This is a genomic window from Sphingomonas sp. IW22 (assembly GCF_041321155.1).
In the GTDB taxonomy this organism is placed as follows: domain Bacteria; phylum Pseudomonadota; class Alphaproteobacteria; order Sphingomonadales; family Sphingomonadaceae; genus Sphingomonas.
Window position 1 is genome coordinate 1 of the sequence record NZ_JBGGWB010000003.1, and the last position, 15920, is coordinate 15920.

12 protein-coding genes and 1 pseudogene are annotated in these 15920 nt (G+C 61.2%); 6 read left to right on the forward strand and 7 right to left on the reverse strand.

Features of this window, described 5'->3' with window-relative positions; genetic code table 11:
- Both ACAX61_RS13550 and ACAX61_RS13555 read left to right on the forward strand, forming a co-directional pair.
- Positions 1-2003: pyrroloquinoline quinone-dependent dehydrogenase (locus ACAX61_RS13550; RefSeq protein ID WP_370715384.1), on the forward strand; the 2003-nt coding region annotated here is incomplete at its 5' end.
- A 268-nt stretch (positions 2004-2271) separates the two neighbouring features.
- Positions 2272-3588, forward strand: coding sequence for an NAD(P)/FAD-dependent oxidoreductase (locus ACAX61_RS13555; RefSeq protein WP_370715385.1), 1317 nt, complete (start codon positions 2272-2274; stop codon positions 3586-3588).
- A gap of 178 nt (positions 3589-3766) precedes the next feature.
- Here ACAX61_RS13555 and ACAX61_RS13560 read toward each other — a convergent pair whose 3' ends face one another.
- The 7 genes and pseudogenes from ACAX61_RS13560 to ACAX61_RS13590 all read right to left on the reverse strand — a co-directional run bounded on the left by ACAX61_RS13560 (position 3767) and on the right by ACAX61_RS13590 (position 9076).
- The gene (locus ACAX61_RS13560; protein ID WP_370715386.1) at positions 3767-3988 is read right to left on the reverse strand and encodes a hypothetical protein; all 222 of its coding nucleotides are present in this window, start codon (positions 3986-3988) and stop codon (positions 3767-3769) included.
- Positions 3988-5613: an IS66 family transposase gene (gene tnpC / locus ACAX61_RS13565; RefSeq protein WP_370715387.1), complete on the reverse strand. Its 1626-nt coding sequence runs from the start codon at positions 5611-5613 to the stop codon at positions 3988-3990. Before tnpC ends, ACAX61_RS13560 begins: the two co-directional genes overlap by 1 nt.
- A 60-nt stretch (positions 5614-5673) precedes the next feature.
- Positions 5674-6021, reverse strand: a complete 348-nt coding sequence (gene tnpB, locus ACAX61_RS13570; RefSeq protein ID WP_030541462.1) for an IS66 family insertion sequence element accessory protein TnpB — start codon at positions 6019-6021, stop codon at positions 5674-5676.
- Positions 6018-6347 (reverse strand): IS66-like element accessory protein TnpA, encoded by a 330-nt coding sequence (tnpA, locus tag ACAX61_RS13575; RefSeq protein ID WP_370715388.1) that lies wholly within the window; start codon positions 6345-6347, stop codon positions 6018-6020. The genes tnpB and tnpA overlap by 4 nt, the downstream gene beginning before the upstream one ends.
- 416 nt (positions 6348-6763) lie before the next feature.
- A pseudogene (locus ACAX61_RS13580) lies at positions 6764-7753 on the reverse strand (IS110 family RNA-guided transposase); the annotation flags it as partial.
- A 109-nt stretch (positions 7754-7862) separates the two neighbouring features.
- Positions 7863-8162, reverse strand: a complete 300-nt coding sequence (locus tag ACAX61_RS13585) for a hypothetical protein (RefSeq protein ID WP_370715389.1) — start codon at positions 8160-8162, stop codon at positions 7863-7865.
- A gap of 557 nt (positions 8163-8719) precedes the next feature.
- Entirely contained in the window at positions 8720-9076 is a 357-nt protein-coding gene (locus ACAX61_RS13590; RefSeq protein WP_370715390.1) for a hypothetical protein, read from the reverse strand.
- A 509-nt stretch (positions 9077-9585) separates the two neighbouring features.
- Here ACAX61_RS13590 and ACAX61_RS13595 point away from each other — a divergent pair.
- The 4 genes from ACAX61_RS13595 (at position 9586) to ACAX61_RS13610 (ending at position 15899) form a co-directional block, all read left to right on the forward strand.
- On the forward strand, positions 9586-10128 hold the full coding sequence (locus ACAX61_RS13595; RefSeq protein ID WP_370715595.1) for an RNA polymerase sigma factor: 543 nt from the start codon (positions 9586-9588) through the stop codon (positions 10126-10128).
- Positions 10121-11062, forward strand: a complete 942-nt coding sequence (locus tag ACAX61_RS13600) for a FecR family protein (protein ID WP_370715391.1) — start codon at positions 10121-10123, stop codon at positions 11060-11062. Before ACAX61_RS13595 ends, ACAX61_RS13600 begins: the two co-directional genes overlap by 8 nt.
- Positions 11063-11157: 95 nt before the next feature.
- Positions 11158-13761 (forward strand): TonB-dependent receptor domain-containing protein, encoded by a 2604-nt coding sequence (locus ACAX61_RS13605; RefSeq protein ID WP_370715392.1) that lies wholly within the window; start codon positions 11158-11160, stop codon positions 13759-13761.
- Positions 13755-15899 carry an Atxe2 family lasso peptide isopeptidase gene (locus ACAX61_RS13610; RefSeq protein ID WP_370715393.1) on the forward strand — a complete coding sequence of 715 codons (2145 nt, stop codon included), beginning with the start codon at positions 13755-13757 and terminating at the stop codon, positions 15897-15899. Before ACAX61_RS13605 ends, ACAX61_RS13610 begins: the two co-directional genes overlap by 7 nt.
- Positions 15900-15920 lie beyond the last annotated feature (21 nt).

A 15920-nucleotide genomic window follows, 5' to 3' on the forward strand; every position in this document is an offset into this window, starting at 1 on the left:
CATCGAACATCGGCGCTTGCTTCACCGCAAGCTCGCCGCCTAACATCAACCCCCAGACGAGGCCGATCTCTCCGTTCGATCACGCCGCCAAAAGTGCCAAATCATCTGACGACGGACACTCGCCACTCAGCCAGTTGACGCCGGTAAATGTCGGCATGCTCGAGAAAGCATGGACCTTTAGGACCGGCGACCTCACTCCGCCGGGAAAGGTGAATGTTCGCGGGGCGGAGACGACACCGCTGAAAATCGGAGATGGAGTCTATTTATGCTCCGCGCTCAACGACATCATCCGGCTCGATGCACGGACCGGCGCTCAGATATGGCGCCACGAATCCGGTGTCTCCTGGGATAATGTCCGCTTTGCGGCCGTTTGCCGCGGCTTAAGCCATCATGTCTCGAAGAAAATCCCGCAAGGCCAGCCTTGCCATGAGACGATCATCGGCGCGACATCCCGGGACGCCGTCAAGGGCTGGCGCCTGCTGGCCGTTGACATCAACAGCGGCAAATCCTGCGAGAGTTTCGGCACGAATGGCGAAGTCGATCTGTTGCAGGGCATGGGGCGTGCTGTGCCGGGGATGGTTTCGGAGGGCTCGCCACCTGCCGTCGTGGATGGCGTGATCGTCACGAACCAGGAAGTGCTCGACGGGCAGCGGCGCGATGCGCCCTCGGGGGTCGTACGCGGATACGACGCCGATAACGGTGCGTTGTTGTGGGCGTGGGATATCAGGCGGCCCGAGGGCACAGCGCTTCCCCCCAAAGGACCGGATTACAGTCGTGGCACGCCCAATTCATGGGCCGTGCTGACGGGCGATGAGAAGCTTGGGCTGGTCTATGTTCCGACCGGCAATGCGGCGGTCGATTATTATAGTGCGCTGCGTACTCCGCAAGAGAATGCCGTCGCCTCCGCGGTTGTCGCGCTCGATGTGCATACCGGCAAGCAGCGTTGGGTCTTCCAGACCGTCCACAAGGATGTTTGGGACTATGATATGGGGTCGCAGGCCACACTGTTCGATTTCCCCGGGGGCGACGGACGTGCTGTTCCAGCCCTCATGATCCCGACCAAGCGCGGTCAGACCTTCGTTCTGGACCGGCGTTCGGGCAAGCCATTGACGAGTGTGAAGGAACTACCGGCCCCGGCCTACAACGAGGTCAAGGATGACCCGCGCGCCGCGACACAGCCCTGGTCTGTTGGAATGCCGCGGCTGGGTGCAGGCAAGCTCACGGAGGCCGTCATGTGGGGCATGACCCCGCTTGATCAGCTCTATTGTCGCATCAAGTTTCGCAGGGCTCGCTATGATGGCGAGTTCACCAATCCGACGATCAGCCGGCCCTGGATCGAGTTCCCCGGCAACAACGGCGGAACCGACTGGGGAAGCCTGGCCTACGATCCCCAGTCCGGAATCATGGTTGCGAACTGGAACATCGTCGCGATGTACAACCAGTTGGTTCCGCGCAAAAAGGCGGACGCCAACGGCGTGAAGGCCTTCGACGATCCGAACTGGACCACCGGTCCGTCCGCGGAAGGGCCCGGCGCCCAGGTCGGCGCCCCATATGCGATTTCGGTGGAGACCTTCCAAAACCCGCTGACAGGCGTCCTATGCAACGAGCCACCCTATGGCATGATCTCCGCCATCAACATGCATACTCGCAAGCTTCTCTGGCAGCGCCCGCTCGGAACAGCACGAGCGAACGGACCCTTCGGCCTGCATACCGGCCTTCCAATCTCGTTCGGCGTGCCGAGCAACGGTGGGCCGATTATTACCGCGGGTGGACTGGTGTTCATCGCAGCTGCAACGGACAATCTGATCCGGGCGATCGACATCAGGACCGGCAAGGTTGTCTGGAGTGATGTCCTGCCGGCGGGCGGCCAGGCAACACCGATGACCTATTCTGTAGACGGTCGCCAGTATCTGGTGATCATGGCTGGTGGCCATCACTATATGCAGACGCCGGAGGGGGACTATGTCATCGCCTATGCTCTCCCGCAGGAACGGAGGCGCTGACGAATATAGTGGCGCAACCTTGCTCCAGGCCGATCCGACGACGGATCGGCCTGATGACATTTTCATGATATCCGTGAGGAAGGCCTATCGACATTCCCTGCAAATATGGCGACGTTCTATAGAAAAGTAACTGACCCACTGAGGAACCTGTAAACTCGGGGCCTGCCTGACTACCTGGCCGTCCTCGTTAAGCGGCAACAGGCGTCATGATGACGTGCATATTGGCCGGGCTGCCCCTTGTTTCGAACAATGCGTGAAGGAACTGCCCATGACAGCGGAGAAGACGCAAATCGTTATCGTGGGCGGGGGCGCGGCAGGATTGGAACTCGCAACCAAACTGGGCGCTCGCTATGGTCGAAAGAAGCACGACATCATCCTCGTTGAACGAAGCCGCACGCATATCTGGAAACCTCTGCTCCACGAAGTGGCCACCGGTTCGCTGGACGCCAATATGGATGAAGTCGGCTACCGCAGCCACTGCCATAGATGGGGATATCGCTACTTTCACGGGACGCTGGCATCGATCGATCGCACAGCCCGGCAGGTTCACCTGGCCCCAATTCATGACGACACCGGCAAGGAAATCATAGCGGCTCATTCCATCCGCTACGACTATCTCGTGCTCGCCTATGGTTCGGTGACGAATGATTTCGGTACAGTTGGCGTGGCCGAGAACTGCACATTTCTCGACAGCCGCGTCGACGCGGACAGATTTCGTGACCGCCTGCTAGATCATTGTCTGCGGGTTTCGCGCACGATGATGGGTAACCCAAAAAGCGATGCGCGCGTTCGTATCGCTATCGTGGGCGCCGGCGCCACCGGAGTCGAACTGGCGGCCGAACTCTTCAATGCTGCCGAGGCGCTGGGCTATTATGGGCTGGAGGTGTTTGACGGCTCGCGCCTGGAGGTCACTCTCATCGAGGCAGGTCCGCGGATCCTCCCTGCCCTGCCCGAACGTATCGCGGCGGCGGCACATCGTGAGCTTGAAGTGCTTGGTGTCCGGGTTTTGACCGGAACCAAGGTTACTGCGTCCACGCTTGACGGCATTGCGACACTTGGCGGCGAAGTCATCCCGGCGGATCTGCAAGTCTGGGCTGCAGGCGTCAAGGCTGCCCCGATCTCAGGTGGACTGGATGGGCTCGAACTTGCCCCGTCCGGGCAGATTTGCGTCAAACCCTCCTTGCAAACCCAAACCGACGAGCGGATCTTCGCCATGGGTGATTGCGCATTCTGCCTGCTCCCGGGCGAAACCCGGCCCGTGCCGCCGCGTGCCCAGGCTGCCCATCAGATGGCGTCGATGGTCTTCCGCAATCTTGTGCGGCTGATGGACGGAAAGCCATTGATGCCATTCGTCTACAGGGACCATGGCTCTCTGGTGTCTTTAAGCCGGTTTTCGACCGTGGGTTCGTTGATGGGTAATCTGGTGGGCAGTAACCTTGCAGTCGAAGGCCGTATTGCACGCTTCATATATCTGTCTCTCTATCGCATGCATCTCATCGCGGTCCATGGCTGGCTAAAGGGGATGGGTCTGATTGTGATCGGGCAGTTTAATCGCTTTGTGCGTCCAAGGCTGAAGCTTCATTGAGGGCCCGGCGGTATCTCGCTCAGATCTTAGTGTTATAGCGCTAAAGGACGAATTCCGTCGGGACTGACAGTTCGAGAGGATCGGACTTGTCGGCGGGGATTTCGGGCAACGGCCGTGCGGGCTTGGTGATATCGAGCGCAGCGCGGTCGAACAGTAGGCATTCGGTGAAGACCGCGGGCTACTGGTGATCGTGTTTATGCTCGCCGAGTAGGTCGCGAAGGCACTCGATGCCGTCTTCGGACAGGGCCAGCACCGCATGCTCTTCGACGCTGTAAACCCAGATAACGCCGTCTTCGGTGTCCATTTGCTCGGTGAGCTCGTGGAGCAGGTCCTCGCTTTCCTCCCATTCTTGGGCGACTTTCGCGAGGGTTGTCACTGCGTAGACCTTGTTCCGCTGCATCAGGCTGCCAGCTCCTCTACCGGAGCCCTCTGATGATCGGCTTTCCAGTTCCAGGGAAGCAGTTCATGGAGACGGTTCTGGGGGATGTCGGCGATGCGGCTGAGCACGTCGGCAAGCCAAGCCTGCGGATCGATGTCGTTGAGCTTCGCCGTGCCAATGAGGCTCAGCATGAAGGCGGTGCGCTGGCCGCCGCGGTCTGAACCGGCGAATAGCCATGATTTTCTGCCCAGGGCTATACATCTGAGCGCGCGTTCCGCCGCGTTGTTCGAGAGGCAGATCCGGCCATCTTCGAGGAAGGCGGCGAAGGCCGGCCATGCCTTGAGCATATAATCCACGGCCTCGGCCACATCGCTGTTCTTCGATAGCTTTGACCGGTTCTCCCGCATCCATTCTTCCAGATTGGCAACCAGCGGTGCGCTGAGCTCCTGCCGAAGGGCGAGACGCTCCTGTGCCGTTTTGCCGTTGATGGCGCGCTCAATGTCGAAGATCGCGTCGATACGGCGGACCGCTTCCACCGCCAGCGGCGAGATGACGGCCTTTTTGCGGCGCTTCTTGAGCTGCGCGGCGACATCGGCCAGCTCGAAGAAATAACGGCGCGCATGGCTCCAGCACAGGGCGCGGGTCAGCGGCGCCGGCAGGCGGTCGGCATGGAACAACGCATTGTAGCCGGCATAGGCATCGGCCTGGAGAATGCCTCTCCAGCTGCGTAGATGACTCACAGGATGTTCGCCCCGCCGGTCGCGGGAATAATGGAAGATCGCCGCGGGCGGCGCTGGTCCGCCAAAAGGTCGGTCGTCCCGAACATAGGTCCAGATCCGGCCCGTATCGGTCTTGGTCTTGGCCAGCACCGGCACCGTCGTATCGTCGCCATGCAGCCGCTCAGCGGCAAGGACATGGGCTTCGATCAACAGATAGAGCGGCATCAACGCGGCGGTGCAGGCACCAACCTGATCGGCCAGGGTGGAAAGGCTCAGCTCTACGCCCTCGCGGGCATAGCGATCGCGCTGGCGGTTGAGCGGTTGATGCGCGCCGAACTTCTCGAACAGCAGCATCGCCAGGAAGCTGGGGCCAAAGAGCCCGCGGGGGGTGACGTGGAACGGCGCCGGCGGTTGGGTGATCTTCTCGCAATCCCTGCAGGAGAACTTCTCCCGCACGGTCTGGACCACCTTCCACTGGCGCGGCACGACCTCGAGCGTCTCGGTGATATCCTCACCCAGCTTGCACAGCCGTTCCGAGCCACAGCAGGGGCAGGCATCGGGCGCGGCGATGACAACGCGCTCGCGCGGCAGATGCTCAGGCAAGGGCTTGCGCGCGGGACGCTTGCGCTCGAACGGCGCGACGTTGGTCTTCGCCGCTGCCAGGGCAGCCAGAAGCTCATCTTCGCTGGCAGCGGTCTCGCACTCCTCGAAGGTCAGTTCCATCTGGTCGAGCAGATGGCGCGTGCGTTCGGATCGCTGGCCAAAAAGGGTACGACGCATCTTCTCATTCTGCAGTTCGAGAAGGGCGTTACGGGCTTCCAGGTCGGCGTTGATGGCCTTGATGCGGGCGACTTCAGCGGCGACAGCCTCGGCAGCGGCAAGCCGCTCGCGAAGGCTGTCGATCTCTGCTTGCGCCTCGGTCCCCATGGCCGAAGGCATAGCCGAAAAGCACCGGAATCCCTAGCTTCTTAGGTCATGCCGGGGCTTTTATCCGGCCAATGTCGGGCGCCATGTGGCCTGCGGATTACGCCAGTCGATCGCCTCCAGCATACAGGCCATCTGCGAGGGGGAAATGGCAATCACTCCGTCCACGGCCGAGGGCCAGATGTACTTCCCGCGCTCGAGACGCTTGGCATAAAGCGACATGCCAACGCCGTCATGCCAGATAATCTTGCAGAGGTCGCCGCGACGTCCCCTGAAAATGTAGAGATCGCCGGCGAAGGGATCACGTCCGAAACTCTGCTGCACCTGCAGGGCAAGGCTGCGCATGCCGCGCCGCATGTCTGTGTGCCCCGTCGCGATCCATATCCGAACGCCGGAGGGGACTGGGATCACGGCTTGACCGACCGCAGCACTGTCGACACCAGCCCGGGCGATGCGCCAGCGGGAATACGCACGATCGCCCGTTCGAACTCCACGATGATCGCCGATCCGCTCACTGGCATCGGATCGGACTGCACCTGCACTTCTGCAAAGCCTGGGGCTGCCTGCCCCATCTGCCGCCGCCATCTGTAGATCTGGTTCGGCCGCAGATCAGCACGGCGGGCAATCTCCGCCACGTTCGCACCGGGCGCCGAAACCGCAGCGACCAGCTCACGCTTCTGCTGATCGGTCCATACGCGCCGCCGCTCCGGCCCCGAAATTACTGTGATCTGGCTCATCGCACCGTCCATAGTATCGGTGCAAACACCGGCGCTTGCACCGGTGCCATCTCGAAATATCAGCCCATCACCGCAAGGCGGCCCTCACCGGAGCGATACGTCGAACATGACTGACTACACGAACGTATGGCCCGCCCCGTCTGCAAGAGAATTTTACGGTGTTCTGATCAGTCTGCGTCAACGTATACGGTCTCATGGGCTAACCCATGGCCAAGATGGACATCCGCACATTCGGAGCCTCATAAAGTGCGCGGCATTAAGATGCCATTTCGTGTGCCGGGCTTTCCGAATGCCGATTGACTGTCAGGCCATCTTTGCGATCCTTCCTGCAAACCTCGTTGGGCTACCCGCGTGGTGCGCGTAGCCGATTTCGTCAGCCTGCGGCGCAGTAGTTGCGGTCGAAGGGTTTTTTCCTTGCGCAAGGCCACCCAAGCAATCCGCGCCAGCTTGTTGGCCAGCGCAACCACCACGGTATTACGATGCGCGCCCCTGTCAATCATCCCTTTCAGCCAGCGGCCAAGCGCAGTGTCGCTTGAAGATAGTGACGGGAGTGCCGCGCGGGCGCCGTGAATCAGCAGGGTGCGCAAATAGGTGTTGCCGCGCTTGGAGATGCCAAACAGTCGCGGCTTGCCTCCAGTAGTGTGCTGGCGCGGGACGAGACCAAGCCAAGCACCAAGATCCCGAGGCCTTGCGAAACTGCTACCATCACCTACGGCCGCGACCAGTGCTGTCGCGTTCAGAACCCCCACGCCCGGGATCGTCGTTAGCCGGCGCATCGTTGCGTCGCTACGTGCCAACTCGACGAACTCGCTGTTGAACGCGGCGATCCTCGCATTAAGCTCTCTCCATTCGGCGCGCAAATCTTGTACCAACTGGCGAATGCGGCAAGACAGTTCGGTCTTCTCATCGGAGAGCAAAGCGTCGATCCCTAGCTCGAGCTTGCGCCGGCCGGTCGGGAAGATCACCGCCCGTTCCAACAGGATCGCCCGGAGCTGGTTAATGAGGTTGGTCCGCTCTGCGACTAATCGCGAACGAACCCGGTGCGGTGTCTGAATGTCCAATTGCTCCTGGCTCTTGAGACTCACGAAGCGCATCGTTGGTCGAGAAGCAGCTTCCGCGATTCCTTCGGCGTCCCGGTCGTCGTTCTTCTGCGCTTTAACATAAGGGCGAACATACTCTGGCGACATCAACCGAACCTCGTGTCCCTGCGCGGCAAACATCCGACCCAGATGGTGCGCGCCGCAGCAAGCTTCCATCGCCACCACGCAGGTTGGAAGCTTCGCCATATAGTCGATCATGGTCTGGCGACGCATCGACCGGCGGATCACCACCGAGCCGTGCGCGTCAACGCCGACGACACTGCACGCGTTTTTGCCAAGATCAATCCCGAGGATCGTAGTAGCCATTTTGTTACTCCCTTCCTTTTCTGAAACCGAAATCTTACCCGAGGTCGAGGAAAAGGGGCGGGCCATTCCATAAAGTGCATTTTACGTGCGCTAGCTGAGCTGCCCCCTTTCAAGTGGACCATCGAGTATGATGGAAATCACCACGCTCCTCCATCACGGCGAGGCAATGACGGGCGGTCATCTCCGACGCCGGTGTCGCACGCCACAAGCTCGTGAGGGAGGTCTTGAGCCCCTGGTTTTCGCGCCGATAGAGGTCGAGCAGCATATCGCTCGCCGGATCGGAGCAGAGCGAGCCGAACTCCCTCGTCAGCGTTTTCCTCGCAGTGATGATCGACTTGCAGAGGGAAACGTTAACGGATGACCGGCCGATCTCTTTCACCATGGCCTTGATCTGAGCGTCGTGTCGCATGGGCAATCACTCCACGTCCCACATTTGGGGCTTCATCGTACCACTCGATGCCGATGCTCCCGGATTCGCTCCCCCTCGCGATTGAAACGGAATGTTCCAACCGCATCATGACGCAATCCGTCTGTCTCAGACATGTAACTTTTGGACGGGGACCAAGCGGTCAATAGCCTCGTCGTCCATGTAGGTTGTCCTCCGATGCGCGGCTGCAAGGGATCGCCAGCGGAATTGGGGGATGATGGGACGGCGCGGCAGGTACGGAGGCGCGCGCTGCTCTTCTCGACGCACAGGGGATGTAACCGCCAATGGCGGCGCGTAAGGGCGCGTCCGGCTTTCCCGATTGGATGCGGCTTTCCCCCCGGCGAGATGCTCCTATGTCACCGGGAGATCAGTTCATGCCATGATCGTCGCGCGGCACGCGACCGGCCCGTCGCTCATCGCTAGCAAAGTGACAGTCCAAAGCGGCGGACTTAAGCAACGCTGGGTGCCTTCCTCCGGCGCTGAAAGAAAGAATATCATGTCCGACACGTTGGAGCTGACCTTCGCCGACGTCTGTCGCATCATCGGCGCCATCCTCCCGCGCGGTGCGACGTCTCAAGAATGCAGCAGGTGACGAACGCGGGCTTGCTCGGTGCTGGGTTCGAGGCCATCCGGTCGATGGCGCTGAAGGAGTGACGTTCCTTCGAACCGATGTGCGAACGGCTGCATCGCCGCCGGTTGACAGCTTTGATCTCGGCTTCGCCTTGCACCGCTCGGTGATTGATGGCGAGCAGTGCCGGATCGTTGCGATAATAGTGCCGATTGATGAACAGATCGGCGAAGTCGCCGAAATTGTCGATGCGGATCAGCCGACGGTTCGAGCGCCGGAACCACACCCCATGGACCATGGCCAGCCGGTCGAACCCCAGCTCCCGCACCGCAGTCTTGGTGTTGGAGAACAGGTCTCACACGTCCGTGCATCGCGCCGATACGATCGAGAACTGCTCCACGATGCGGTGAATGGGCATCGCTAGCCACCCATCCGCCGGCGCAAGAAGAACGCACCACTGCCTTCTCGCGCAATGCAGGTCGGCACGGAATATATTCAACAGAAGTAATGATGATGGTATGGCGCAGGAGTCGGCAATATGTGGTGCGGCTATGCCGCGCATCTCACAGGATGCGGGAGGCTCAAGGCCAACCCCTCCGGCGCGCTTGTGCGGCGCCCCTTTTGTAATTCGTTATCATCCAGACGATCGGTGGGAGTGTTTCCGATACTGAGGTCACAAATGTGCAATGCGCGGATGCATCGAGAAAGTTTTCGGGAGCAGGCATCGGAAATGCAACCCCCGGTCGTCTTGGAGTATGATGGCAGACGGGATTAGCGAATGGATCCACTGATGTGACGCGAAACCGGCGCGAGATTGTCGCCTGGGTGGGGAGCCATGTGGTTCCCCACGAGGCAGATCTGCGCGCCAGGCTCAGGCGAATGGCCGTGCCGGAAGACGAGATCGGGGATATCCTCCAGGACGCCTATGTGAAGATCGCCCGGCTCGACGATGTCTCGCACATCCGCAGTGGCCGCGCCTATTTCTTCTCGACCGCCAGATCCGTGCTGCTCGATCGCATCCGGCATAACCGCATCGTGCGGATCGACAGCCTGACCGAAGCGGACACGCTAGCGCTGGCCGACGACGATCCCGGCCCGGAACGCCGGGCCGGTGCACGCCAGGAACTGGAGCGGGTCCGGCGGCTGATCGCGGAATTGCCCGAGCGGTGCCGGGTGATTTTCGAGATGCGCCGGATCGAAGGTGTGCCGCAGCGTGAGATCGCCGAACGGCTCGGCGTTCCGGAACATACGGTGGAGGCACAGGCGATACGCGGCCTCAAGCTGATACTGAAAGCAATCGCGGGAGAGAGCGTCGAAGCGATGCCGTCACCGCGAGGGAACAGGAAAGAGAGTGAACGTGACGAGCAGCGCAATGAATGATGACGACGCCGCGCGCTGGGCGATCCGGCTCGGCGAAGGAGCGCTGACCTCTGCGGAGGAGCAGGCGCTTGACGACTGGCTGCGTGCCGACGAGCGGCGGCAAGGCGCATTGCTGCGCGCCGAGGCAGCGCTTGCCTATCTGGATCGCGGTCGCGCGCTGGCGGAAACGCTTGTCGAAACATCGAATGACGATGAAGCGCCTAGCTGGGCGCGCCGTCGTTTCCTGATCGGTGGAAGCTCGCTTGCGGGACTGACGGCAGCCGGTGTCGCCGGATTGGTCCTGACACGGCCCGCGCAGATCGAGATCAGGACGGCATTGGGCGAGATCCGGCGTGTGCCGCTACCGGACGGCTCGGTGGCTTCGGTCAACACCGCCAGCGACGTGGCGGTGGTCATGGCGGACAAGCGCCGCGGTGTGCGGTTGAACGACGGCGAAGCCTGGTTTCAGGTCGCGCATGACAAGAGCCGCCCCTTCGTCGTCGAAGCGGGCAAGGTCCGGGTGCAGGCGGTTGGCACGGCCTTTTCCGTTCGCCGACGTGATGATGGTGCCGACGTGCTTGTCACCGAAGGCGTGGTTGAAGCCTGGGTGGACGGCCATGAAGACCAACGCACCCGGATCGCCGCCGGGTCGAAAAGCTTCGTGGCCGACGATGCCAAGCCAATCAAGGTCACATCGGCCGGCAATATGATCGACCGGGCCTTATCCTGGCGCACCGGGGAACTGGCGCTCAATGGTGAGAGCCTCGATTATGCCGTTGCCGAACTGAACCGCTATAACGCACACAAGATCGTGATCGATACGCCGGCCTTGGGCCGAGAGTCGCTGGTCGGCTATTTCCGCGTCGATCAACCGGAGGGGTTCGGTCAAGCCATCGAAGCGACGATGGCGGCGAAAATGACGATCGAGGGCGACAGCATTCACCTGTCTCGGTGATTGATGAACTTTTTTTGACTGCCACCATCGGAAAGAAATCGCCCGACCGTCTTGTTTTCATCGGCCGCACTCAATGCGGGCGGGGGAGATAACAAATGCGGGGACAATTCGGACTTTCAGTGCAGCAACAGTTGATGGCGAGCGGCGCAGCGCTCGTGATCATGGTGAGCGCCAGCCCGGCGATGGCGCAAACGCGGACGTTCGATGTACCCGCCCAGCCGGCATTGCGCGGCATTCCAACATTCGCAAAACAGGCCGGCATTCAGATTGTCGCCAGTGGGAGCGCCGTTCGCGGAAAGCGCACCAATGCGGTTCGTGGTAGCTATTCGGTCGAGGAGGCACTGCGCCGTCTGCTCGAAGGGACGGGCCTGAAGGCGTCCCCGCTGGGAACGAACGGCATCATCACCATTCAGGGCACTGGCCCGGGGGAAGCGGAGGACGGCAGCGCCCCGGCGGGCAACGAGAGCGCTGACATCCTGGTGACCGGAACACGCATTCGCGGTGTCCAATCACCATCTCCGATGGTGGTGACGACGCGCGAACGCATTCAGGACCAGGGTATCGATGATCTGGGTAGCTTCGCGCGCAACCTAACGCAGAATTATAATGGCGGGCAGAACCCGACAGTCGCCGGTGGCGGCAACCAGGGGCGCCAGAACAATTTGACCTCATCATCCTCGCTGAATCTGCGTGGCCTCGGAGCGGATGCCACGCTGACCCTCATCAACGGCCATCGCACCTCTTATGACGGGATCGGACAGGGCGTAGACATCTCGGCTATTCCCGTCGTGGCCATCGAACGGGTCGAGATCGTCACCGACGGCGCGTCCGCCCTCTACGGTTCAGACGCGGTAGCCGGCGTCGCCAACGTCATCCTGCGGCGCGACTTTACTGGCCTTTATACCTCGGCCCGCATCGCCGGCTCGACCGACGGCGGCAACTTTCAGCAGCAATATGATCTTGTCGGCGGTACGCACTGGGGTTCGGGCGGCTTCATGGGCGTGCTGGATTATTCGGACATCACCGCCATCAACGCGCGCGACCGCGACTACACGCGCAATCTCGACGACAGCCAAACACTGGTTCCGGCGCGCGAGCAGGTGAGCGTAATCTTGGCGGGCCACCAGCAGTTGAGCAATGGTGCTACTCTCGAACTGGATGGCCAATTCGCTGATCGCAGCGCGGAGACGCGCTTCCCGTACACGACGACCAGCAGCGCCTTCACGTTGGGCAACGTGCCGCACGTCGACACGACGAGCTATACCATCACGCCGACCCTGCGCTTTGCGCTTCCCGGCCGTTGGCAGGCATCGCTGAGCGGCACGCACGGCCGTAGCAATGTCGACATCGACACGCGGGCATTCAGTGCCGGCGTGCTGACGACGAGAACCGGTCTCGCCTACGACAACAGCATCGATGCATTGGAAGCGACTGGCGAAGGTCCGCTGTTTAATCTTCCGGCAAGTGACGTCCGGCTTGCTGTCGGCGGCGGCTACCGTCGCGTTGGTTTGGACGTTTTGATCCAGCAGACCAGCGGCGGAACAACCACAACAACATCCGACACATCGAATAGCCGGCAAATCTATTTTGGCTATGGGGAGTTGTCGGTCCCGCTCGTCGGACAGGCGAACCGCCTCCCTCTGGTCGAGAGCCTCGATCTAAGCGGTGCGCTTCGCTACGAAAATTACCGGGGCGTCGGTGACGTTCTGGTTCCGAAGCTGGGCATCGTCTATCGACCAGTTCGCGATATTACGCTTCGCGGTACGTGGGGTCGGTCGTTCAAGGCGCAGACCCTTTTCCAGGAATTTCAGGCAACCGAGGCGATCTTCGCACCCGGGTACTATTTTCCGAACTTTCCGGCCGACCAATATGTCCTGCTTCTGTCGGGCGGCAACGCCGGGCTAAGGCCGGAACGCGCAACAAACTGGACCGCATCGATCGAAGTGCGACCGGTGAACGGCCTTACCCTGCAGGCGAGCTATTTCAACATCCAGTTCAAGGACCGGGTCGTCACGCCGGCAACCAGTTCGACGAGCGCTTTTTCAAACCCGGCCAACGCCGACCTGCTGACCTACAATCCCACTCTCGCCCAGATCGCAGCCGCCGTGGCGGCTGCAACCAACGGCGTCACCAACCTGTCGTCCGTCGCCTATTCACCATCGCTCGTGGCCGCCATCGTAGACAATCGTCTGCGCAACGCGGCGCGGCAGGCCATTCAGGGTGTCGATCTTTCCGCCGACTACAGGATGGACATCGGTCCGAGCGAAACACTGCAGCTTATCGCATCGGCAAGCTATCTCGAAAGCGATCAGCAACTGACGCCGCTCAATCCAGTGGTAGATCTGGCCGGCACGATTTTTAACTCGCCACATTGGCGCGCCCGCGGCGGAGGGATCTACAGGCGCGATAACGTTACCGTCTCAGCGTTTGTGAACCATGTCGGTGGTACAAGCGACACGCGCTACACACCCGCCGAGCCGGTGCGCTCATTTACGACGGTCGATCTTGTCGCGCGGCTGCGGTCGACGGAAAGCGCCGGCCTTGCGCAAGGCATCGAGGCGACAGTGGCTGTCTCGAATCTGTTCAACCAGGCGCCAAGCCCGATCAGGAATAGCAGCCTCATCGATCCGCCCTACGATTCGACCAATCAGTCGGCTGCCGGGCGCGTGATCAGCCTCACGATCGCCAAAAAATGGTAAGGCTCTTGCTGGCGACACTGTGCGTCACGGCGTTTGTGTATCCTGCACCAGAAGCGCATGCTCAAACCCAGCCCTTGCCATGCCAGGATATTCTGCCGCGCGCGACGCTCGCTCATCCTTCGGTTCGGCCCGTCGCTCCTGAGGATCTCGTGCGCCTCCGGGATATCGGCGTGCCGGATATTTACTTTCCCGGATCTGGCGTTGTCGCGCTTTCTCCAGATCGGTCCAAGGCGGCATTCCAGTTGCGTCAGGCGATTGCGGAAACCAACAATTACTGTCTGGCGATGGTCGTTCTCGATCTTTCCCGTCCGGGTCCACCACGGATCATCGATTCGGGCGGGGAACTGATCCGCTACAGCTTCGACTTTCGCGGCAAGGCTGCGTTTCCGACGGGCGTGGCCTTGCCGATTGCTCCGCGTTGGTCGCCCGATGGTCGATGGGTCGCATTCCTGAAGCGCGTCGGCGGACGGACGCAGGTCTGGCGCGCGGATACGTCGGGAGGCGGCAGTGCACCGCTTTCTAGGATCGATACCGATGTGGAAGATTTCCGGATCACGCCGGGCGGCCATTCGCTGTTGCTCGTGACGCGGCCGGGCCTGCAGGAAGCGCGCGCACGGATCGAGCGGGAAGCACTGTCAGGTTTCCACTATGATGATCGATATTCACCAATTGCGGGCAACCGGCCTTTCCCGCCGACGCCCGTCAGCCAAGAGTATTTTGTCCAGGATTTGGCAACCGGCGATCTACGCGAAGCGGGGCCGGCAGAGATCGCGCTCATCAATCCCACACCTTCCGGTGCCCCTTCGGCAACCGCGATGGACCGGTCACCGTCTGGACGAGCGACCTGGATCGAGCCCGACAAGACGTCGGCATGGACGCTTGGACTAAAGGCCGAGATTGCATCCGGGCAGGTCATTGCGTGTGCTGCGCCGGCGTGTCGAGGCGAACTCAGCAATCCCTCCTGGTCGCCCAACAGCACCGTCGTTCGCTATTTCCGACGCGAAGGCTGGGGCCGTGGCGGAACGGGTATCTACGAATGGTCGCCACAAAGTGGTCACGTGCGCCGTCTCTACGAGACCGAAGAGGTTTTGGCCGAGTGCCAGCCGCGCGGCGCAACCTTCCTGTGCCTGCACGAGGCCGCGGCGCAGCCTCGAAGACTGGTGGACTTCGATCCGAAGGCGCGGACGATACGCGGTGTCTTTGATCCCAATCCGGAATTTAGGATCCTGCAGACGGGCCGTGTCGAGCGGCTGCGCGTGCGCAACAGCTTCGGCATCGAATCCTATTCCGACCTTGTCCTTCCCATCGGCTATAGGCCGGGTCGGCACTATCCACTTATCGTCGTCCAGTATGAAAGCCGTGGCTTCCTGCGTGGAGGAACCGGAGACGAATATCCCGTTCACGCATTTGCAAGCCGCGGTTTTGCCGTCCTGAGCGTGAATCGGCCGCGATCAGTGGGCAGGCAGAGCGGTGCCACGGATCCGATCGAGCTCGACCGTCTAAACCTAGCGAACGACTTCGCCGATCGACGCAGTGTCCACGAGGGCACCATGCTGGCTTTGCAGCAGGTCATCGCTCGCGGCATAGCCGATCCTGCACGCTTGGGGATCACGGGGCTCAGCGATGGCGCATCCAGCCTCCAATACGCGCTGCTCAACAGCAATGTCTTTGCCGCGGCTGCCAGCGGCAGCGGCAGCTTTGAACCGAACTATAATGGCTTTGTCGGGCCAGCCGCAACTCGCGAGTTTCGGGCCATGGGTTATCCCGCGATCCTTGACCCGGCACCGGAATTCTGGAGCCGTATCTCCCTGACGCGCGGCGCGCAACGCATGCGAACACCCCTGCTATGGCAAGTCGATGACGAATATGTCACGGCAGTGACGCCCTTCACCGCGCTGCGCGAAGCAGGGACGCCGGTCGACCTCTATATTTTTCCGGGCGAGCACCATATCAAGTGGCAACCGGCACATCGGTTGGCCATTTATCGGCGCAGCATCCAATGGTTCGACTATTGGCTGAACGGGATCGAGCAAAGCGATCCCGTCGATCCGGGCCAATATGGAAGATGGCGGGAGATGCACGCTGCCATTGGCTCAAGGCGAGTTGCCGATCCTCATGTAGTGCCAGCAGGGAGATAAACATCGCAAAATACTTGCCCA

What these genes read in the sequence shown, in the direction of transcription:
- ACAX61_RS13555 (WP_370715385.1), top strand. Translation starts at nt 2,272, where the DNA reads ATGACAGCGGAGAAGACGCAAATCGTTATCGTGGGCGGGGGCGCGGCA.
- ACAX61_RS13560 (WP_370715386.1), bottom strand. Translation starts at nt 3,988, where the DNA reads ATGCAGCGGAACAAGGTCTACGCAGTGACAACCCTCGCGAAAGTCGCC.
- tnpC (WP_370715387.1), bottom strand. Translation starts at nt 5,613, where the DNA reads ATGGGGACCGAGGCGCAAGCAGAGATCGACAGCCTTCGCGAGCGGCTT.
- tnpA (WP_370715388.1), bottom strand. Translation starts at nt 6,347, where the DNA reads ATGAGCCAGATCACAGTAATTTCGGGGCCGGAGCGGCGGCGCGTATGG.
- ACAX61_RS13585 (WP_370715389.1), bottom strand. Translation starts at nt 8,162, where the DNA reads ATGCGACACGACGCTCAGATCAAGGCCATGGTGAAAGAGATCGGCCGG.
- ACAX61_RS13600 (WP_370715391.1), top strand. Translation starts at nt 10,121, where the DNA reads ATGAATGATGACGACGCCGCGCGCTGGGCGATCCGGCTCGGCGAAGGA.
- ACAX61_RS13605 (WP_370715392.1), top strand. Translation starts at nt 11,158, where the DNA reads ATGCGGGGACAATTCGGACTTTCAGTGCAGCAACAGTTGATGGCGAGC.
- ACAX61_RS13610 (WP_370715393.1), top strand. Translation starts at nt 13,755, where the DNA reads ATGGTAAGGCTCTTGCTGGCGACACTGTGCGTCACGGCGTTTGTGTAT.